Below are 19,966 nucleotides of genomic sequence, written 5' to 3'. Positions count from 1 at the left end.
GATAGTCCTTTCATTTTCTTTCAGTAAGCCTTTTCAAAATGACGTGTTTCTATACTTATTCGTTTTTCTGTGATAAACTAGGGATACTTGTAGTGGAACGACTTACAAACCCGGTGAATTTTTTATGACGACATTTGGAAAGCAAAGACGAGGCTTTCTCTTTTTTCTCACAACGATTGTCTGAAAAAAGCATGCAGCGGCTCTCGAAGCCTTCTTTTCAGGTCACTTTATTCGGACCTCGATTTTGTGATGCAGCGAATTCATCAACCAAATAGACTACTGCGAAAAGCAGATAAAGGAGAAAAGATATGATTTACAAAATTTATTACCAAGAAACAAAAGACCGCAACCCAAAGAGAGAACAAACCCACTCTTTGTACATTGAAGCAGACGATGCAGTGATCGCACGCCGTCTGGTTGAACAAAATACCCCATACAACATCGAGTTCGTTCAAGAACTAGATGAAAAACATTTAGCTTACGAAAAAGAAAACGCTGATTTCAAATTAGCGGAGTTTTAAGATGAAAGTTTCGCTGAAAAATAATGAGACTGGCGTATTCGGCGTCGGTGGACTTGGCGAAATCGGAAAAAACTGTTATGGGGTTCAATTCCAAGATGAGATCATCTTAATTGACGCGGGAATCAAATTCCCCGAAGATGAACTGCTTGGGATCGACTATGTCATTTCCGATTATAGCTACATCGTTCAAAATTTACCGAAAGTCAAAGGCTTGATCGTCACTCATGGTCACGAAGACCATATTGGCGGAATCCCTTACTTGTTGCGGGAAGCCAATATCCCGATCTATGCGGGACCCTTGGCACTTGCTTTGATCACCAACAAATTAGATGAGCATGGCTTATTGCGGGATGCGGAATTACACGAAATCAATGAAGATACGGTGATTCGTTTCCGTAAAACATCCATCAGCTTCTTTAGAACGACTCACAGTATCCCTGATGCTTTAGGTGTCGTTGTCAAAACGCCTTCTGGCAATATCGTCGCAACTGGCGATTTCAAGTTTGACTTTACGCCTGTGGGCGAACCAGCAAACTTGCACAAAATGGCAAAAATTGGTGAAGAAGGCGTCCTTTGCCTCCTTTCCGATAGTACCAATGCAGAAATTCCGACCTTTACCAAATCAGAAAAAACGATCGGCAGCTCGATCCAAAAGATTTTTGAAAAAATCGATGGTCGGATCATTTTCGCCAGCTTTGCCTCCAACATTTTCCGTCTCCAACAAGCTGCAGATGCGGCGGTTGCGACTGGACGTAAAATCGCCGTTTTTGGACGCAGTATGGAAAATGCGATCGTCAACGGACAGCGCCTTGGCTATATCAAGGTGCCAGATGGAACCTTTGTGGAATCTCATGAGATCAATCGTTTGCCTGCAAACGAAACCATGATCCTTTGTACGGGTTCTCAAGGAGAGCCAATGGCTGCTTTAAGTAGGATTGCCAACGGGACTCACCGTCAAATCCAAATTCACCCAGATGATACCGTGATTTTCTCAAGCTCACCAATCCCAGGAAATACCACGAGTGTCAATCAGCTGATCAACTTGTTGTTGGAAGCTGGCGCAAACGTGATCCATGGCAAATTGAACAACATCCATACTTCTGGTCACGGTGGCCAAGAAGAACAAAAACTGATGTTGCGTCTAATGAAGCCAAAATTCTTTATGCCTGTCCACGGGGAATTTCGGATGCTGAACATCCACACCCAGTTGGCACAAGATGTCGGTGTACCAAAAGAAAATTGTTTCATTATGGAAAATGGTGACATGTTGGCCTTAACAGCGGATACCGCTCGCTTGGCTGGTCATTTCAATGCCAATGATGTTTATGTCGACGGCAGCGGTATCGGTGATATCGGAAATGTCGTCCTACGAGATCGTCGCATTCTTTCAGAAGAAGGCCTCGTCTTAGCTGTCGCGACAGTCGATGTGGCGAAGAAAGAAGTCCTTGCTGGACCAGATATCCTTTCTCGTGGGTTTGTTTATATGCGGGAATCTGGCGAGATGATCAACGAAGCACAGCAGATCCTCTTCCGTGCATTGAGGGAAGTCTTGAACCAACCAGACCCAACAGAACATAAATTAAGAGAAGCGATGTCTTCGGCGTTACAGCCATTCCTATTTGAAAAAACCGAGCGTCATCCAATGATCCTTTCGATGATCATGACGCCGGACGATTTATAGTCTCACATGCGAGGGTAGTTCTCAGGTTACTGAGAACTACCCTTTTTCCTTTCCCTTATAAAAAGCAAAAAAAAGACCATCGAATCGATGGTCTTTTGGGGTTTTTGATTTCAAAGTGCTCTTACTGGCAGTTTGTTTGAAAGCTTACGCTTTGTTTACGTTAACTGCTTGAGGTCCACGATCAGAATCTTCCACGTCGAAAGTTACTGCTTGACCTTCTTCTAAAGTTTTGAATCCTTCACCTTGGATCGCTGAAAAGTGTACAAATACGTCTGTACCGTCTTCGCGAGAGATAAAACCAAACCCTTTTTCAGCATTGAACCATTTTACTGTACCTTGTTCCATTAAAAAAAACCTCCTCGTGCATAAGCACTTAATTGTGTGTAACATTGCCTTTGTGCGATAGAGGCCTAACGTGCGTTTCAACATCTATTCAGCAAACAAAATTACAATAATATTTTACACTTGCCCGTATTTTTTTGCAAGACAGACGATTAGACAATTCACCTTTATTTTTAATAATGTTCGCAAACTCGGCTTATTTTCACACGTCTTCCTGTTGCCACAGCCCCTCTTCTCGCAAACTGACATAGGCATTGTCGCCAATGATCAAATGATCCAATATGTCGATCCCCATCAAGTCTCCGCACTTGATCAAGCGGCGTGTAAACAGCAGATCTGCCTCTGAGGCTTGGGGACTGCCGCTGGGATGGTTGTGGACGACGATCACTCGGGCGGCACTGTAGCGTACCGCCCAATGAAAAATCTCCCGTGGGTGAGCGATCGACTGATTCAACGATCCGATGAAGATCGTTTTTTTCTGAATGATCTCATTTTTCGTATTCAAATAAAGCCCTAGTAAATGCTCTTGACGACAATCCTTCAACTCTTGGATCAACTGATGGGCGATCGCCATACTAGAGTTGACCTTACCGTACTTTGGTTGAGCGGAGCGCTGGATTCGCACACCTAATTCAACCATCGCTTTGATCTCGATGGCTTTGATTTGTCCGACGCCGCGAATTTCTTGTAATTCATCGATCGTCGCTTGCTTTAGTTCATACAATTCTTGAAAACGATTCAAGACACTGGCCGCTAATTCGAGGACATTCAGAGGACGTGAGCCAGTTCGCAGCAAAATGGCCAATAATTCTTGATTCGAAAGGGCATCCACTCCATATTCTACTAAACGCTCTCGGGGAAACGAACTTTGGGGAATCACAGTTTCATTGATCATAAAAAAACTCCTTTGCGTCGGTCTAATAAAAGATACGCAAAGGAGAGAGTATTTCATGAATCAGGTGCGCAAAAAATCGCAGCTAGATCGAAAAGGCGGTTTCTAGAAAATCTGGGACATCCTCTAGTGATGGTAAGACTTTCAAGACTTTTTCTTCAATGATGGTCGTCGGCGCGATCAAATCGGGAATCATAATGACTGAGATCCCTGCCCCATGAGCAGCATGAATACCGTTAGCCGAATCTTCAAGGATCACCAATTCTTCTTTTGGTACCGCCAATAATGCGTGGGCTTTTTCAAAAATCTCAGGATCTGGTTTTGCCCGTGTGACATCATCAAAGCAGACGATCTCAGGAAATTCCGCCGTTAAGCCTGCTGCTTCCAGCAAGGTATCGATCACTTTGCGCTGGTTGCTAGACGCCAACACTCGGGGAATCTTTTTCTCATCAAGATAATGCAATAACTCGTGGATACCTGGCTTCAATTCAGCCTCGCCCCGTTGGAACATTTCCAGCGTTTGCTGAAAAGCCGCTTGGATAAAGTCTTCGATCATTTGATGGCCAAAGGCTTCGTCGAACCGCTCATGGTAAGCTGCCCAGACTTCTTCATCCGAGACCCCCACATAAGCTAAATACAACTCTTTTGTATAGGGAATCCCCATTTGATCCGCCACGATTTGAGTAGCCTGGTAATAGAGCAGCTCCGTGTCAAAAATCAAGCCGTCCATATCGAAAATCACACCACGTAACTTAGCCATTTCTTCCTCCTATTGCCAACAACAATTCACGAACTTCTGAAACAAAATACAACGATCCTGTCACCAGCAGCAAATCTTCATTGGTCATTTTTTCTAATAATTCTGCCAAGCCAAACTGCCATAAAGAGACGGTTGAGATTCGTTTTTCATCGAGTTCCTGATAGCCGTCTGCTAAATGCAATGCTTTTGGGAAATCAAAGGTCGTTAAATAAATCTCGGCTTGCGGAATTGCCAGCAATTGCTGAAGCATCTCATTGACGTTTTTGGTTTCTAAGGCTGAGAACAGCACATGGATGCGATAGTCGCTGAACTCTTCTTTCATCGTATCCACCAAGCGAGCCATGGCATGCACGTTATGGGCGCCATCGATGATCACCAGTGGTTCACTGCTGATTCGTTCCATTCGGGCGGGCCAATAGGCCTTTCTTAGCCCATTGCGAATTTCTTTAGCTGAAAATGGCAGCTGCCGCAGGTCGCAATACAGACTGTACAATTGGATCGCAACACCGGCATTTTCTGGTTGATGGCGGCCTAACATCGGTGTTTTCAAGCCTTTGATTTTGCCATGCTCATTTTCAAAATCAAACAATTCGCCCCACTCTTCATCAGGATGACGATAGGTCACACGGTACTCTTGCCCTGCATGATACGCAGGTGCCTGTGCTTCTGCAGCTTTCAAATCGATCACCGAAAGCGCGCTTTCAACGATATTGCCAGTCACAAGGGGAATTTGTGGCTTGATGATCCCCGCCTTATGGGCAGCGATTTTTTCAATGGTATCGCCTAAGACATCCATATGATCCATGCCGATCGTCGTGATCGCTGTCAACATCGGGGAAATAACGTTGGTACTATCTAAAAGTCCCCCTAGGCCAACTTCCATTATCGCAACATCGACCTTTTTTTCTTCAAAATAGCCTAATGCCATGGCAGTAATGATCTCAAACTGAGTGATGCCCGTCAGGGTTTCATCACGATCGATTTCAGCAACCAGCGGCTGGATTTTTTCCACCCAAGCGACCAAATCCTCATCTGATATAAATTGTCCATTGATTTCGATCCGTTCATTGAACGCTTCAATGTGCGGGGAAGTAAAAGTCCCCACTTGCTGCCCAGCTTCTTCTAAAAGACTGCGCAAATAGCTGACGGTTGATCCTTTGCCATTCGTGCCGGCGATATGGATCATGGTTATGTTTTTTTCAGGATTGCCCATTCGTTTTAATAATGCTTCGACACGCATCAATCCGGGTCTTTGCCCAAATGCCAAACGCGAATGGATCCACGCTGTTGCTTCTTCGCTTGTCATCTCCTTCACCTCGCTCTTATTTTATCAAAAATCCCACAGCTTTCCCAATTTCTTTCCTTTAAACGAGAAATTTGTTTGACGGTTTCTATCGATTACGCAAAAACAAGCATCTACAAGAGATGCTTGTTTGCAGACAGTCGACGCTTCCTATTGAATCGTGCGCAATTGCTCGATCCGTTCTTGGACTGCTTTTTGTTTTTCAAGATAATCGGCTTCTTTGCTGCGTTCTTGTGCTACGACTTCCTCTGGTGCATTGGCAACGAAGCGTTCATTTGCCAATTTGCCTTGTACCCGTTGAACTTCTTGGGTGAACTTCGCTAGTTCTTTCTCCAAACGCGCGATTTCTTCTTCAATGTTGATCAACCCAGCTAGCGGCAAGTAGATCGTCGCGCCTGATAGGATGGCTGACATCGCCAATTCAGGGGCTTGTAAGCTGTTAGAGATTTCTAGTTCTTCTGGATTACAGAAGCGTTCGATATAGTTTTTGTTGGCGATCAAGAATTCTTCGATCTCAGGCTCATTTGCTTGGATCAGCAAAGTGATTGGTTTCGAAAGTGGTGTGTTTACTTCTGCACGGATGTTTCGAACCGAACGAATCAATTCTTTCAACACTTCCATCCCTTGCGCCGCTTTTTCATCGGTCCATTCTGGTGCCACTTGTGGATACTCAGCAACAACTAATGATTCCCCTGTATGCGGCAGTTTGCTCCAGATTTCTTCTGTAACAAATGGCATGATTGGGTGCAACAAGCGTAAAATTTGATCAAGAACATGGACTAAGATGCTCTTATTGACTTGTTTCGCTGCTTCATTGTCACCGTATAAGGTTTCTTTCGACATTTCAATGTACCAGTCACAGAAATCATCCCAGATAAAGTTGTATAATTGACGACCCGCTTCCCCAAATTCGAAGCGTTCAAAAAGGTCAGTGACTTTTTCAATCGTTTCATTCAAGCGCGTCAAGATCCAACGATCCGCCACTGATTTTTCACCAGAAAAATCAATGTCTTCGGCAGTCATTTCGCTGACATTCATCAAGACGAAACGGGAAGCATTCCAAATTTTATTGATGAAGTTCCAAGCGGCATCCATTTTTTCATAGCTGAAACGCACGTCTTGTCCCGGTGCAGAGCCATTTGATAAGAACCAACGCAATGCATCGGCACCGTATTGTTCAATGACTTCCATCGGATCGATCCCATTTCCAAGCGACTTACTCATTTTGCGACCTTGTTCATCACGGATCAATCCGTGGATCAGGACATTTTCAAATGGTCGTTTGCCAGTAAATTCCAAGCTTTGGAAGATCATACGGCTTACCCAGAAGAAAATGATGTCGTACCCGGTCACTAATGTATTCGTTGGGAAGTAGCGTTGGAAATCTTCATTGTTTTCATCTGGCCACCCCATTGTTGAAAACGGCCATAAAGCAGAACTAAACCAGGTATCCAATACGTCTGGATCTTGCTGCCAATTTTCGGCATCCGCTGGCGCTTCAAGTCCTACATACATTTCTCCCGTTTCTTTGTGGTACCAAGCTGGGATTTGATGGCCCCACCACAACTGACGAGAGATCACCCAGTCATGGACATTTTCCATCCAACGTAAGAATGTTTGGTTGAAACGTGGCGGATAAAAGTCCACCGCATCGTCGGTTTCTTGGTTGTCGATGGCTTGTTTTGCTAATGGCTCCATTTTTACGAACCATTGTGTCGATAAACGAGGTTCGACTACTACGCCTGTCCGTTCTGAGTGCCCTACGCTATGAACCATTTTTTCGATTTTGATCAGACGACCTAACGCCTCTAAGTCTTTCACGATTTGCTTACGAGCAGCAAAACGATCCATGCCTGCATAAGTACCTGCTAAGTCGTTCATTGTTCCGTCATCATTCATGACATTGACCCGTGGTAGGTCATGGCGGTTACCGACCTCAAAGTCATTCGGGTCATGGGCAGGAGTGATTTTTACGACCCCAGTTCCAAATTCTTGGTCCACGTACTCATCTGCGATGATTGGGATCTCTTTATTGACCAAAGGCAAAATCACTTTTTTACCAATCAATGCTTGATAACGTTCATCTTCTGGATGAACCGCGACTGCTGTATCCCCCAGCATCGTTTCTGGACGAGTCGTTGCGATCTCCACCACACCGCTGCCATCTGCTAATTCGTAAGACATATGGTAAAAAGCACCTTCGATGTCTTTGTGGATCACTTCAATATCAGATAATGCCGTGCGGGCTTGCGGATCCCAGTTGATGATGTACTCGCCACGATAGATCAAGCCTTTTTCATATAGCGTCACGAAAACTTTGCGAACCGCTTCGGATAATCCATCATCTAACGTAAACCGTTCACGGCTATAGTCTAGAGATAAACCTAGTTTCGCCCATTGTTCCCGAATGTGACCGGCATATTCTTCTTTCCAATCCCATACTTGTTCAACGAATTTTTCCCGACCAAGGTCATAGCGAGAAATCCCTTGTTCCCGCAGCTTTTCTTCTACTTTGGCTTGGGTAGCGATCCCGGCATGGTCCATTCCTGGTAACCATAAGGTGTCATACCCTTGCATCCGTTTTTGACGAATGATGATGTCTTGTAACGTGGTATCCCAGGCATGACCTAAGTGCAATTTTCCTGTTACGTTTGGTGGCGGAATCACGATAGAATAAGGTTTTGCTTCTTTGTTGCCGCTTGGTTTAAAACGGTCATGTTCTAACCAATCTTGGTAGCGCCCCGCTTCTACTTCTTGGGGATTGTACTTGGTGGATAGATTTTCAGTTTCTGTCATTGTTGGTCCTCCTAAAGTTACGTTTTTTAGACGTAATGGTTGGTGTGGATTTTTGGTGCCTGTTGCTGGGTAAAGCGTGACAATGTTTGAATCGTTCAGGATTAGTGCCGTGGTAGAGATGATTATCAGCTGTTTGTTGACGCCTCGCTTGTTGTTCGTAAAAAAACGTTGCTTACAGAGGTCAAGGCTCGCTTCCGTGATCCGCTATTGTGTCTTAGGGCTTTTGGCAACCGATCTGACTCGCTTCGTGAACCAATTTTGATGACTTCTTGTACTGTTCATCATCTATTCTGTCTTGCATCGCAAGCCAATCATTGTGATTCCTAGTATGGTTACTACGCTCCCTATGGTCGCCTAGTACTGTTCATCATCTGCTCTGTCCCACTTTGTGGGCCACTCATTGTGATTCCTAGTACGGTTACTACGCTCCCTATGGTCGCCTAGTACTGTTCATCATCTGCTCTGTCCCACTTTGTGGGCCACTCGCAGTGATTCACAGCAAAAAGCGCCCTAATGCCGAGGCATTAGGGCGCTGATACGCGGTACCACCTAAATTGCAGATTGCTCTGCCACTTTGACGTGAGGTAACGTTCACGACGCGCTTGATCTTACTGTTCGGCTTTGTCTGCAAGAAACAAACCGTGGTTCGGATCAAAGACCTTCAAGCTACCTTTTCAGTGTCTGGGGAAGTCTTGCACCGACCGACTTCTCTCTGACCGCCAGGGTCACTGATACTCCTCTTGAACATTGTCTTGCTATCATAGATTCTTGTTTCATCTTGCTACATTCTACAATGAACTTTTTTGAAAGTCAATCAGAGGTTTGCTTTCACAGCATCAATGGCTGCTTGATAATCCGGTTCGTGGGAGATCTCAGGCACGATCTCAACGTGTTGGATCACGCCTTCACGGTCTAAAACGAAAATTGCTCGGGCAAAATGACCGAAGTCTGGGATCATGATTTGATAGGCCTCACCGAAGGTATTCGCCGGATCATGAAGCATGATCATGTCAACACCTTCTTGGCCGCACCATTGCGCTTGTTCTTCTTTTGTATTGTTAGAAATCGTGACAAAATGGATGTCATCCAATTGACTTGCTTCTTGGTTGAAACGCTTGGTCTGCAATGCACAGACGCGTGTCACGATATCGGGAACCACGCTGATGATCGTTGGTTTTCCTAAAAAATCAGTCAGTGTGTATTCCTTGTCCTCTAAACTTTTCAAGCGAAAATCAGCCGCTTTATCCCCTACTTTTGGTTGGTTGCCAGGCATCTCATAAACCGTTTCTTTGCGTGTAACTTGCATAACATCTCTCCTATAGCATTTTCTCCCAGTATAAGAAAGATTGTCAAAAAACGAAAAGGATTTGCTCAGACTTTCGATTTTTGCGAGTAGGTCGTATCAAAAAAGATCAATGTTTGCAATTCTGTCGTCAAATCAATGTATTGGATATTGACGTCTTTTGGCACGATGACGGGATCAGGGGCAAAATTTAAAATCGCTGTGATCCCAGCATCCACGATCGCATCGATCGCCATTTGTGAATAACGACTAGGAACGGTCGAAATCGCTACGGTGATCCCTTTTTCTGCTACGACTTCCGCCAATTGATCCATTCCATAGACATAACGCCCACTAATGGTCTGACCAATCATTTCTGGATCATTGTCAAAAACCGCGACCACGGAAAGATTTTCATTTCTGCGAAAATTGTTGTTGGCTAACGCTTTTCCTAAATTTCCATAACCAATCAAGGCGATTTTTTTCTCTTCATTGGTTTCTAAGATATAGCTCAATACCTCAATCAGATAAGGAACATCATAGCCATAGCCACTTCTGCCCAATTCTCCTAGATGAGAAAAATCTCGGCGGATCGTGGCTGAAGGAACTTGCGTGATTTCTGCAAACTCTTTCGATTTGATTCGCTGAATACCAGAGGCATCCAGTAATTTTAAGTGTCGTAAATAAGCTGGCAAACGTTTTGCCGTCGCTTTCGGAAGTTTTTTATCTCTTAATGCTTCCATCCTGTCCACCCTCCTTGTTAAATGATTCACATATTGAGTGTAGCATGTTCCATTTTCAATAGCAAGAAAATATTCACAAACTCTCTCACTCGATGAAAAACGACCACAACTATTCAAAAACAGTTGTGGTCGTAGCATTAAAATCGGGGTTTTATTATAAAAATTCAGCGAATTCCGTTGCTGCTTTTTCTTGATTTGCCGTGATTGCTTCCAGTTTCAACCCAGCCATCGCACGTTCCATCATCCCTTCGATATCGAGACGTTCTTCATATTGGTGGACCTTATCCAGTCTTGGGCGCGTCTTTGGTTGAGGAGGTGCAAAGATTGTGCAGCAATCCTCAAATGGCTGAACTGATAATTCAAAGGTATCAATGGCTTCGGCAACTTCAATGATTTCCAATTTGTCCATCGTTGCCACTGGGCGCACGATCGGCGTATTGGTTACTTCATTGATGGCGACCATGCTATGCAAAGTTTGTGAAGCCACTTGTCCTAATGATTCACCATTTAAGATGATCAAGCCATGACGAGCTTCCCGAATCGCATCCGTCAAACGCAGCATCATCCGACGGGTGATGGTCATCCAATAGCCTTGTGGCACACGATTTTTGATTTCTTCTTGGATTTCTGTAAACGGAACTTCGATAAACTGGATGCTTCCCACATAAGGCGCAAGCTTCTTCGTTAAATCTTTGGCTTTTTGCAACGCTTGTTCACTCGTATAAGGAGGGCTTGCAAAATGGACCGCTTCGATCTCAACGCCGCGTTTCATGGCAAAGTAGCCTGCAACTGGCGAATCGATACCGCCAGAAAGCATCAACATTCCCTTTCCACTGGTGCCCACTGGCAGCCCAGCGGCTCCTTGGATCGTTTCATAAGACAAATAAGCGCCATCGATCCGTATTTCTACACGCAAATTGATGTCTGGTTTTTTCATTTGGACTTTGATATCAGGAAAACGGTCGATCACCGCATTACCTAAGGTCAAATTCAACTGGTTGCTATCTTGCACAAACGAATGATCACTGCGCTTGGCTGTGATTTTGAAGGTCTCAACACCCGTATAGATCTCTGCCATGACGTCTTGAACGGCTTTCTTTAATACTTCGATATCTTTTTCGACCCGAATGCTGGGGGAAAAGTTTTGAATCCCAAAGACTTTTTGCAGCTTAGGAATGATCTCTTGGCTGTTTTCACCGTTCAATAGCAAGTGCATGCGATCTCGCTCGGCATGAACTTTGACATGGGGATAATCTGCTAAGGTACGTTTGACGTTTGAAGCTAATTGCATAATAAAACTACGACGATTTTTGCCCTTTGTTGACAGTTCGCCATAACGAACCATGATTTCTGAATAATTCACGAGAAAACTCCTTTGATTTGGATTGATTTTATAGTGGTCTGTCGTGCTTAATTGATTTTCGAAAATTTTTGGTACAACTGGTGGAAGACGATCAGAAACTGCTCGACTTCTGCCATTGTATTGCTCTCATCTAAACTGATACGAACAGCCGATGTTGCTAACTGTTCTGGAACGTGCATCGCATGAAGCGTACTGCTGGCCATCTTTTTACGGGAGGAACAAGCGCTCGTCGTCGAAAGATAGATCTGCTTTTCTTCAAAGGCATGGACTAAAACTTCTCCTCGGATCCCTTTTAATGAAAAACAAAGTATGTGCGGCGCAAACCCTTCTGTACCAGAAAAAAGCGTGACTTTCTCGTACCCAGCCAGTGCTTCTTGCAAATAGCCTTTTAATAATTGAACATGGTTCGGCTTTTCAGCCTTTTGTTCTGTCGCTAAACGTAGGGCTTTTGCCATAGCAACGATTGCTGGTACGTTTTCGGTACCGCTGCGCTGGTTTTGCTCTTGCCCACCGCCGGTCATCAATGGCGCCAGCTTACGGCCTTGTTTCCAATAGATAAAGCCTGCGCCACGAGGTCCATGAAATTTATGCGCAGAGAACACGGCAAAATCGACCCGCTCATTGAACCATTGTTCTTGCGGCACCTTTGTGATGGCTTGGACGGCATCTACATGAAAATGGATCGTTGGATGGTCCGCTAGCACAGCTGCGATCTCATGGATCGGTTGGATCGACCCTACCTCATTATTAACCGCCATCACCGAAACCAAAATCGTTTCTTTGCGAATCAGGTTTGCTAATTCAGACACGTTGACAAAGCCTTGGGCATCGACAGGCACAACACTGACCTCAAACCCTAACTCGGCTAATTGAGCCGCTGTTTCACTGACGGCAGGGTGTTCAATACTGGAAATAATCAGGTGATTCCCATAGGCTTTTTTCGCTAAAGCAGTCCCTTTGATGACCCAGTTGTCTCCTTCAGTTCCTCCACTGGTAAATGCGATCTCTTTGGAAGAAACGTTTAACAGATCGGCGATCTGCTGACGAGATTGCTGCAGCAGGCGATTGGCTTGATTTCCTAAATCATGCAGGCTTGAGGGATTGCCGATGATTCGCTGACTGACTTGGACATATGTATTTAAAGCTTGTGGATAAATAGCGGTTGTTGCACTGTTGTCAAAATAGATCAATGATAGGACCCTTTCTCTAAAAAAATTCTTTCCCATTATAACTGCTCTTGGGCTGAGTTTCAAGGTGACTCGCTGGCTTTGGCTTTTTTTAAAGGAAACTTTTCCTTCCTTCGTAAGCGGTACTCATGCAGCGAGCCATTCTTTCCATGAAAAAAGCCAGTCAGTTTTTCACTGCTGGCTTTCGTATTATACTAAGTCGCGGTTATTGAAGTAGAAGTTTTCGATCCGTTTGAAGGCACCTGGTTCTACTCGTTCCAACGCTGTGCCGATTTCATCTAGCGCATCTTGATAGCGATATTCTTTACTGAACAAGTAAAGTGATTTGTCGATCGCTGCCTTGATATCTGGATGAGAATGACGATAGCGGTTGGCATATTGCATCATTTGCTCAGTCAATGCCGCAGCATCCACTAAGTCTTTTGTTTGTTCATCTAAAAGATCAAGATTTTCTTCACAGACAGAAACCAATTTATTGATTTCTTGCATGTTGATGCGAATCTTGTTCAATTCTTTGCCTAGTTCTTCGACACGATCCGTTGCCACGAAGAAGAATTCTAAATACTCGCCTGGCAAACCAGGTAAGCGTTGTTTCTCAACAAACCGTTTCAAGTTGCGTAGACGGAATTCGAAGCTTTCCACTTTTTCTTGTGCAACTTTTTCGCCACGACGTAATTCCGCAAGAGAATCATCGATTTCGACTTGCTGGCTTTCCACATCATCCAAAATCTTGTAGGCATCTTTGTAGAAGCTTTGCACTTCTGAATAAGGAATCTCATGTTTTTCCAATTTCGGTAAGTACTCGTTGTTGCGGCGAGCCAATTCGTCCACTTCGGTTTGGAAGCCGCGGACGCGACCCAATTCATTATGATTCAAAGTATAGCTTTGTGCCGTATGATCCAATTCGATCAACAACTGACGGTTGTTCTTCGTTGCGTGGTCAATGTAGTCTTCGATGATCTGACGATTTTTCATGACATATTTCTTGGCATTGATCTCACGTTCCATCACCGTATACAAGGCATCGATATCACTTGCAGTATCACGGCTTGCCACTTCAACGGAAGCGACTTCTGTTTTCGCTAGATCGTTCATGGAGTTTTCAACCCGTTTTTTCACACGGTTGATTTCTTCTTGGAAGTTTGCTTCTGGGAACACATATTTTTGTTCTAATAATTTTTTATAACCCTCTTGGATTTCTTTCAACTGATCAGGGAAGGTACGATTTAATTCTTCGTACGCCGCTGGGATCCGTTTCATTAGGTCTTCCACTTCATAGGTGTGTTTTTCCGCTTGGTCTAACACTTCCCGTGCTTCCACAGGATCGCCTGAAGTATTTAAGGTAACAAATTGGGTGAACTCAATTTCAATGTTTTTGATTTGTTTTTGCAGCTCATTGTAGGCAGGACCGAATTCTTCGCCTTGATCCCGCAGCTTCTTCTTCAAGTCTTCGTAAACGTCCAGCGCTTTTTGAACTTCCAGTGAATTTCGTTCTTCACTTTCTCGTAATTCTTTCAAGCCTGCGCGAATCTCTTCCACTTGGCGTTCCATCTCGTCCATGGTCGCTTCGGCTTGGACGATCGCCCCTTTTGCTTTGAAAAAGCGGATGCGTTCGTTCAGCTCTTCCACTTCAAAGATTTGACTTTCAAGTTCAGCAAAAGATTTTGTGGAGATATCTGTCCATTGTTGGTTCCACTCACGGAAGGTGTTTTGACTTTGACCAACCAAGTGCATTCTTTTTACTTCATCGACTTCTTCGATCACCGGCAAGTCAAACAGATTTTCTTTGCGTTTTTCCAAGTCATTCAGCTTTTCTTGGTTTTTCTTCCGCATGAAAAAGCCAATTGCATACAAGACCGCTGCGATGATGATGATGGCAATGACAATTCCAAAGATGATATTAGTTCCCATTTTGTGGTTCCTCCAATTTTCAAATATACATGTTTCGTCTAAAACCTGCTGATCAGCAGATTGATTGATAAGTTCGTTGAGTATAAAAAGGACAGATAGTCCCTTTATAAAAAAGCATCTACGCTAGATTATAGCATAAAGAAAAAAATCAAGCATTAGATTGAGGCAAAAAAGATCGACTTTTTTCGCATCGAATAAAATAAATCACGGCTTTTCCAGCGATAATGAAAACAAATCGTGAAATTTACATCAACAAGTGACTTTTTTTCTGATTTTTCCGATTTTTTTCAAGAAACCGCTTGATTTCTCCCTATTGAAACTGTACTCTAGTAAAAAGCTTGAACAGGAGTAATGTCAAATGAAAGTAGCGAAATTCGGAGGCAGTTCCCTTGCCTCAGCCGAACAAGTCGAAAAAGTTGTTGCGATAATTGAAAGTGATCCTAAAAGACGGTTTGTTGTTGTTTCAGCGCCTGGTAAGCGTTCCAGCGACGATCAGAAAGTCACCGATCTGTTACTAGCTGTCTGTACCCGTCTGTGTGCCCAAGAAGAAATCACTGATTTAATAGAAGAAATCTATACCCGCTATACAGCGATTGCTGCCCCCTTTGGTATCGAACAAGTCCATTTAGACCGCATCTGGCAATCATTGGCGGCTTTTCAAACACTGCCTACCCAAGACAATCCGCATCTTTATGATACGGTCTTGGCAAGCGGCGAAGACAACAACGCCAAATTGATCGCAGGGATTTTACAAAGCCGTGGGTTAGCTGCTCGCTACATGAATCCGCAAGAACTTGGGTTGCTGGTGACGGATGAACCTCAAAACGCCCGTATCTTGAACAAGTCGTACGCCAAGATCGCACAATGGCGCGACAGTCCTGAAATCTTAGTGATTCCTGGCTTCTTTGGCTACACAGAAGCCGGCGAGATCTGTACCTTCTCTCGAGGAGGATCAGATATTTCTGGTGCCATCGTGGCGGCTGGTCTGCAAGTAGAATTGTACGAAAACTTTACCGATGTCGATGGGATTTTTTCTGCTCATCCAGGCTATGTTCATCATCCAGAGTCCATCAAAGAAGTGACCTACCGAGAAATGCGAGAGCTGTCTTATGCGGGCTTTACTGTGTTGCACGATGAGGCCTTGATGCCTTCATACCATGCGAAAATTCCCGTGGTGATCAAAAACACCAATAATCCAAGTCATCCCGGTACCTTGATCACCAACCAGAGAGACAATTTGGATCAGCCCGTGATCGGCGTTGCCAGTGACGAAGGCTTTTGTATGATCTATATCCGCAAATACTTGATGAACCGCGAAGTTGGGTTCACGTTACGGGTCTTAGAGATTTTCCGTGAATTTGATTTAAATTATGAACACATGCCTTCAGGAATCGATGATATCTCGATCATTATGCGCTCCAACCAGTTGAATCCAGTATTGGAAGAAGAACTGCTGCGCAAGATCGCCTACGAGATCGATCCCGATGAACTGCGAATGACCCACGATCTATCCATGGTCGTCGTCGTTGGTGAAGGAATGCGTCAACGAGTCGGGATCACTGCCGACAGTACCGCTGCCCTTGCGCGGAAAAATATCAACTTAGAGATGATCAACCAAGGGTCCTCTGAGGTCAGCATCATGTTCGGTATCCACAAAGAACAAGAAAAAGCCGCTGTCAGAACCCTTTACTACACTTTCTTTGATTAAACCAAACGTGCCAGTTGCACCACTCCTTTTGCTGATAAGCAATCGGAACGGGCAACTGGCACGTTTGGTTTTTATTCTGACGATTCTTGAGCTTGCGCTTGTTTTTGTGCCAATTGGCGGTTGATTTCTGCCTTGATTCGCGGTTCAGGAGCAAACCGTTCTTCCCAATCGCTCGGCTTCATGACTTTGTGGGTCTCAGGATCATAATGAGGCTGCCCATCTGGAAAAAGTTTCCCCATGTTGGCGTCATGAACGATAGCCAAGATCGGCGCTGGATCGACCCCTAACAGTGAAAACGAGCCATAGGTAAAATACAGCAGATCACAAAGCGCATCGACTTGTTCTACTAGAGAATCACTGACAGGCTGTTGTTTGGCAGCCAGCTTGGCTTGGGCTTGATCGATCGCTTGATGCAAATGCTCCAGACCTGATTGGAAGGTCTCTTCGTCATTGTTGCTGGCAGCATAAAGGAACTCAACTAATTCTTCAATTTTAAAACCAGCACGAAACTGGGCTTTTTCCGCTGAAAAAGCTTGTGGATATGGCGGTCGCGTTGGATCAAAGGTTTTATGAAACTCTTCCGTCATTTCAAATGGACTCATTTTGCTCGCTTCTTTCTGCTTTTTCTCATGGTTCTGTTTTATGGTTCTGCGCTGTCTTCTACGTTGCTTCATAGATTGGCTACTTGCTTATTTTTTTATTCCCTGGCTTGGGCATCCTCGGCAATGATGCCAAAATGGATCAAGGCTTTCTTGATGCCGTCATGATCGTTGGTATCCGTCACAAAGTCAGCACTGGCTTTAGTGATGGGCTGGGCATTGCCCATCGCAACCCCGATCCCCACGCCTTCTAACATTTCCACATCATTAAAATGATCCCCAAATGCCATCGCTTCTTCCATCGCGATCCCTTCATAGGCCAAAAACTCTTTGATGCCTTTGATTTTCGAACCGTTTTTCGGCACGATGTCAACAGAATAGGCATTGGATCGCTTAAAATCACATTGCGGCAGCTTGGACCGTAATTTTTCGCGCTCTGATTCAGGGCTCAGCATAATGCACTGATAGATGGGCTCTCGTAAAATGTCCAACGATTCATAGCGCTTGGCGTTGCGATTGGGACTAAAGCGCTGCAAGACTTTCTTTAAAAAACCGACGGGAAATTTTTTCGGTACATAGCGTAAGTAGCGCTGCATGACGGGTGATTGGCTTAAGCGGATCGTTAAGCTGCCAGCCACTTGCGTTTCTCCGCCAAACATGACTTGGCGGTAATTTTCATCTGCGTATTCTACGATCGCTTCCAGCGTTTGTTTTGGAAAAGGTTTAGCATAAATCAAGTTTTCCTTCGTGTAGACATATTGGCCGTTATAGGTGATAAACATGTCTAACGACAAGTAATCGATCACCTTCTCTAAATCAACCGGACCACGTCCGGTGGCAATGCCGCAGAGGACGCCATTGGCTTGGGCTTGTTTGATGGCTTCACGGGTACTGGCAAGCGCCTTGCCGTTGCTGGCAATCAGCGTGCCATCAATATCAAAAAAGATTGCTTTTATCATATGACTCCTCAAAATAATTTCAACTGATTAGGATTTAATGCTTCGTAATCGATCTGCAGCGCATCGATCAATGCGCGAGCATTGTCAGCGGCATCACGACCGGCATTATTATTGAAGACCACTGCGACTTCTTTGGCATTGGCTTCGATGGCTTGGACTGCGTGTTTTAACTCCGTTAGTTCGGCTTGGTCATAGCGATACAAGGTCCGCAGATTTTTGGCATCTGGTCCTGTCGCTGTCCAGCCGCTGTCGTTGCGTCCATGAAAACGGCACAAGACAAACGCGGGATTGGTCACGGTTGGATCAAGGGGAATGGTGGTCGATAGCTTTTTCGGCTGATCAACAACTACTAAGGAAAACTGCTTTCGCTTCATATAATCGATCATTCCCGGATACAGTTTCGGCTGATACCAGCTGCTGTCTCTCAGCTCGATCGTCACTGGGTAGCCCGCAAACCATTCTCGCACTTGGTCTAAATAGGCGACATTTTCTTTTGTACATTTAAAGCTGTTGGGAAACTGCGCCAATAGGCAAAAGAGTTTGCCTGCTTCTACCATTGGCGCGATCGCTTCTTTATAAAGCTGCAGCGCTTCGGTCATGGTCAACTGATCTGGCAAATTTCCTTGGGTGGTCACACTTTGATGGACTTTCAACACAAAGCGGAAATTTTCGGGAATCTGGGTCAACCAGTTGCGCACGTCTTTTTCTTTTGGCAAAAAATGATAGGTAGTATCCAGCTCAACTAGCGGAAAATAACGGGCATACTCAAATAATTTCGAGTTTTTTCTTTGCACGAGACTGCCATGTTCACTAAATGTGGTACAACCAATTCGAATCATTTTTTCCCATCGCTCCTTGTTTTCTTATTTTAATAGTATACAATAGTTTTGAGTTAAGAGTAAATAAATCATTGCAGGTGATGAAAAAATGAAACGAATTCTCGTGTTGCACACTGGCGGCACCATCGCCATGAAAGAAGACACCCTGACAGGCGGCGTCAGCCCTGATGTCAGCAATCCGCTGATGGATGCACCGATCCACATTGATGACGATGTTGAATTGATCGTCGAAGACATTTTTAATATTCCCAGTCCTCATATGACCCCAAAAGAAATGCTGCAGCTGAAAGAACGTATCCAGCTGGCGCATTTAAGCGGTGTCGATGGGGTCGTGATCACTCACGGAACCGATACGCTGGAAGAAACAGCCTTCTTTTTAGATACCACAATCGGCGGTCAGTTACCGATCGTGGTGACTGGCGCCATGCGCTCAAGTAATGAAATCGGCAGTGACGGACTTTATAACTTTGAAAGTGCGATTCGGGTGGCGAAATCACCTGATGCCTTAGGAAAAGGCGTCTTAGTCGTGATGAACGATGAGATCCATTCCGCACGTTATGTTACGAAGACCCACACCACCAATATTGCGACATTCCGCACCCCGACATTAGGTCCGATCGGCTTAGTCACAAAGCACCGTATCTTGTTCATGCAAGAGCTGTTAAATAACCGCCATTTGGATGTTGATCGTGTCGATGGTCTGTTTCCGATCGTCAAAGCCTATGCGGGAATGACTGGGGAATTGTTCGATGCTTTAGCCGACTCGCTGATCGATGGACTAGTGATCGAAGCTTTAGGCGCTGGCAATCTGCCGCCGCAGACCATAGAGCCTTTGAAAAAACTGATCGCTAGAAACATTCCAGTCGTCTTAGTTTCTCGCTGCTTCAACGGCGTTGCCGAGCCGGTCTATGACTACTTAGGCGGCGGGATCGAATTGCAAGCTCTTGGGGTGATTTTCTGCAATAGCATCAATAGCCAAAAAGCCCGCATCAAATTGCTGATAGCGAAAAACCGTGGGTTGACCATGGATGAACTGCCTGATTTCATGGAGAATTAACCAAACAAAAACCCTTTTGCCAT

17 protein-coding genes and 1 other annotated feature are annotated in these 19,966 nt (G+C 44.7%); of the genes, 4 read left to right on the top strand and 13 right to left on the bottom strand.

Annotation, left to right across the window (positions count from 1 at the left end):
- Nucleotides 1–308: 308 nt before the first annotated feature.
- Complete coding sequence (locus IGI96_RS10880) at nucleotides 309–521, top strand: DNA-directed RNA polymerase subunit epsilon (RefSeq protein WP_005225157.1); 213 nt, start codon at nucleotides 309–311, stop codon at nucleotides 519–521.
- 1 nt (nucleotide 522) lies between these two features.
- Nucleotides 523–2,202, top strand: coding sequence for a ribonuclease J1 (gene rnjA / locus IGI96_RS10875; RefSeq protein ID WP_005225156.1), 1,680 nt, complete (start codon nucleotides 523–525; stop codon nucleotides 2,200–2,202).
- 144 nt (nucleotides 2,203–2,346) lie between these two features.
- Here the strand turns inward: rnjA and IGI96_RS10870 are convergent, their stop codons facing one another.
- The 10 genes from IGI96_RS10870 to ezrA all read right to left on the bottom strand — a co-directional run bounded on the left by IGI96_RS10870 (nucleotide 2,347) and on the right by ezrA (nucleotide 14,781).
- Nucleotides 2,347–2,547: a cold-shock protein gene (locus IGI96_RS10870; protein WP_005225155.1), complete on the bottom strand. Its 201-nt coding sequence runs from the start codon at nucleotides 2,545–2,547 to the stop codon at nucleotides 2,347–2,349.
- 199 nt (nucleotides 2,548–2,746) lie between these two features.
- Complete coding sequence (radC, locus tag IGI96_RS10865) at nucleotides 2,747–3,439, bottom strand: RadC family protein (RefSeq protein WP_005225154.1); 693 nt, start codon at nucleotides 3,437–3,439, stop codon at nucleotides 2,747–2,749.
- A gap of 82 nt (nucleotides 3,440–3,521) precedes the next feature.
- Complete coding sequence (locus tag IGI96_RS10860) at nucleotides 3,522–4,196, bottom strand: HAD family hydrolase (RefSeq protein ID WP_005225153.1); 675 nt, start codon at nucleotides 4,194–4,196, stop codon at nucleotides 3,522–3,524.
- Nucleotides 4,189–5,502, bottom strand: a complete 1,314-nt coding sequence (locus tag IGI96_RS10855) for a bifunctional folylpolyglutamate synthase/dihydrofolate synthase (RefSeq protein ID WP_086339175.1) — start codon at nucleotides 5,500–5,502, stop codon at nucleotides 4,189–4,191. Before IGI96_RS10855 ends, IGI96_RS10860 begins: the two co-directional genes overlap by 8 nt.
- Before the next feature lie 147 nt (nucleotides 5,503–5,649).
- Nucleotides 5,650–8,295: a valine--tRNA ligase gene (locus IGI96_RS10850; protein ID WP_061053800.1), complete on the bottom strand. Its 2,646-nt coding sequence runs from the start codon at nucleotides 8,293–8,295 to the stop codon at nucleotides 5,650–5,652.
- A gap of 522 nt (nucleotides 8,296–8,817) precedes the next feature.
- Nucleotides 8,818–9,052: a binding site (T-box leader), on the bottom strand.
- Between the two features lie 57 nt (nucleotides 9,053–9,109).
- Entirely contained in the window at nucleotides 9,110–9,601 is a 492-nt protein-coding gene (gene tpx / locus IGI96_RS10845; RefSeq protein ID WP_438785114.1) for a thiol peroxidase, read from the bottom strand.
- 65 nt (nucleotides 9,602–9,666) lie between these two features.
- Nucleotides 9,667–10,320 carry a redox-sensing transcriptional repressor Rex gene (locus IGI96_RS10840; protein WP_005225148.1) on the bottom strand — a complete coding sequence of 218 codons (654 nt, stop codon included), beginning with the start codon at nucleotides 10,318–10,320 and terminating at the stop codon, nucleotides 9,667–9,669.
- A 154-nt stretch (nucleotides 10,321–10,474) separates the two neighbouring features.
- Nucleotides 10,475–11,683 (bottom strand): tRNA uracil 4-sulfurtransferase ThiI, encoded by a 1,209-nt coding sequence (thiI, locus tag IGI96_RS10835; RefSeq protein ID WP_005225147.1) that lies wholly within the window; start codon nucleotides 11,681–11,683, stop codon nucleotides 10,475–10,477.
- A 47-nt stretch (nucleotides 11,684–11,730) separates the two neighbouring features.
- Entirely contained in the window at nucleotides 11,731–12,873 is a 1,143-nt protein-coding gene (locus IGI96_RS10830) for a cysteine desulfurase family protein (RefSeq protein WP_086339394.1), read from the bottom strand.
- Between the two features lie 186 nt (nucleotides 12,874–13,059).
- Entirely contained in the window at nucleotides 13,060–14,781 is a 1,722-nt protein-coding gene (ezrA, locus tag IGI96_RS10825) for a septation ring formation regulator EzrA (RefSeq protein WP_438785112.1), read from the bottom strand.
- A gap of 358 nt (nucleotides 14,782–15,139) precedes the next feature.
- Between ezrA and IGI96_RS10820 the strand changes: the two genes are divergently transcribed.
- Nucleotides 15,140–16,489, top strand: coding sequence for an aspartate kinase (locus IGI96_RS10820; RefSeq protein ID WP_086339174.1), 1,350 nt, complete (start codon nucleotides 15,140–15,142; stop codon nucleotides 16,487–16,489).
- 71 nt (nucleotides 16,490–16,560) lie between these two features.
- Here the strand turns inward: IGI96_RS10820 and IGI96_RS10815 are convergent, their stop codons facing one another.
- The 3 genes from IGI96_RS10815 to IGI96_RS10805 all read right to left on the bottom strand — a co-directional run bounded on the left by IGI96_RS10815 (nucleotide 16,561) and on the right by IGI96_RS10805 (nucleotide 18,886).
- Nucleotides 16,561–17,091: an HAD family hydrolase gene (locus IGI96_RS10815; protein ID WP_086339173.1), complete on the bottom strand. Its 531-nt coding sequence runs from the start codon at nucleotides 17,089–17,091 to the stop codon at nucleotides 16,561–16,563.
- Between the two features lie 95 nt (nucleotides 17,092–17,186).
- The gene (locus IGI96_RS10810) at nucleotides 17,187–18,047 is read right to left on the bottom strand and encodes a Cof-type HAD-IIB family hydrolase (RefSeq protein WP_005225142.1); all 861 of its coding nucleotides are present in this window, start codon (nucleotides 18,045–18,047) and stop codon (nucleotides 17,187–17,189) included.
- 8 nt (nucleotides 18,048–18,055) lie between these two features.
- Nucleotides 18,056–18,886: a DUF72 domain-containing protein gene (locus IGI96_RS10805; RefSeq protein ID WP_438785110.1), complete on the bottom strand. Its 831-nt coding sequence runs from the start codon at nucleotides 18,884–18,886 to the stop codon at nucleotides 18,056–18,058.
- Nucleotides 18,887–18,974: 88 nt separating this feature from the next.
- Here IGI96_RS10805 and IGI96_RS10800 point away from each other — a divergent pair, with 88 nt between their 5' ends.
- Nucleotides 18,975–19,943 (top strand): asparaginase, encoded by a 969-nt coding sequence (locus IGI96_RS10800; protein ID WP_005225140.1) that lies wholly within the window; start codon nucleotides 18,975–18,977, stop codon nucleotides 19,941–19,943.
- The last annotated feature ends 23 nt before the right edge of the window (nucleotides 19,944–19,966 follow it).

This window comes from Enterococcus sp. DIV0421, assembly GCF_051713745.1.
Lineage (GTDB): Bacteria > Bacillota > Bacilli > Lactobacillales > Enterococcaceae > Enterococcus_D > Enterococcus_D casseliflavus.
This window is presented reverse-complemented; position numbering and strand designations above follow the sequence as displayed.

Coding starts and splice junctions, on each gene's coding strand:
- IGI96_RS10880 (WP_005225157.1), top strand. CDS start 309: ATGATTTACAAAATTTATTACCAAGAAACAAAAGACCGCAACCCAAAG.
- rnjA (WP_005225156.1), top strand. CDS start 523: ATGAAAGTTTCGCTGAAAAATAATGAGACTGGCGTATTCGGCGTCGGT.
- IGI96_RS10870 (WP_005225155.1), bottom strand. CDS start 2,547: ATGGAACAAGGTACAGTAAAATGGTTCAATGCTGAAAAAGGGTTTGGT.
- radC (WP_005225154.1), bottom strand. CDS start 3,439: ATGATCAATGAAACTGTGATTCCCCAAAGTTCGTTTCCCCGAGAGCGT.
- IGI96_RS10860 (WP_005225153.1), bottom strand. CDS start 4,196: ATGGCTAAGTTACGTGGTGTGATTTTCGATATGGACGGCTTGATTTTT.
- IGI96_RS10855 (WP_086339175.1), bottom strand. CDS start 5,502: ATGACAAGCGAAGAAGCAACAGCGTGGATCCATTCGCGTTTGGCATTT.
- IGI96_RS10850 (WP_061053800.1), bottom strand. CDS start 8,295: ATGACAGAAACTGAAAATCTATCCACCAAGTACAATCCCCAAGAAGTA.
- tpx (WP_438785114.1), bottom strand. CDS start 9,601: ATGCAAGTTACACGCAAAGAAACGGTTTATGAGATGCCTGGCAACCAA.
- IGI96_RS10840 (WP_005225148.1), bottom strand. CDS start 10,320: ATGGAAGCATTAAGAGATAAAAAACTTCCGAAAGCGACGGCAAAACGT.
- ezrA (WP_438785112.1), bottom strand. CDS start 14,781: ATGGGAACTAATATCATCTTTGGAATTGTCATTGCCATCATCATCATC.
- IGI96_RS10820 (WP_086339174.1), top strand. CDS start 15,140: ATGAAAGTAGCGAAATTCGGAGGCAGTTCCCTTGCCTCAGCCGAACAA.
- IGI96_RS10815 (WP_086339173.1), bottom strand. CDS start 17,091: ATGAGTCCATTTGAAATGACGGAAGAGTTTCATAAAACCTTTGATCCA.
- IGI96_RS10810 (WP_005225142.1), bottom strand. CDS start 18,047: ATGATAAAAGCAATCTTTTTTGATATTGATGGCACGCTGATTGCCAGC.
- IGI96_RS10805 (WP_438785110.1), bottom strand. CDS start 18,886: ATGATTCGAATTGGTTGTACCACATTTAGTGAACATGGCAGTCTCGTG.
- IGI96_RS10800 (WP_005225140.1), top strand. CDS start 18,975: ATGAAACGAATTCTCGTGTTGCACACTGGCGGCACCATCGCCATGAAA.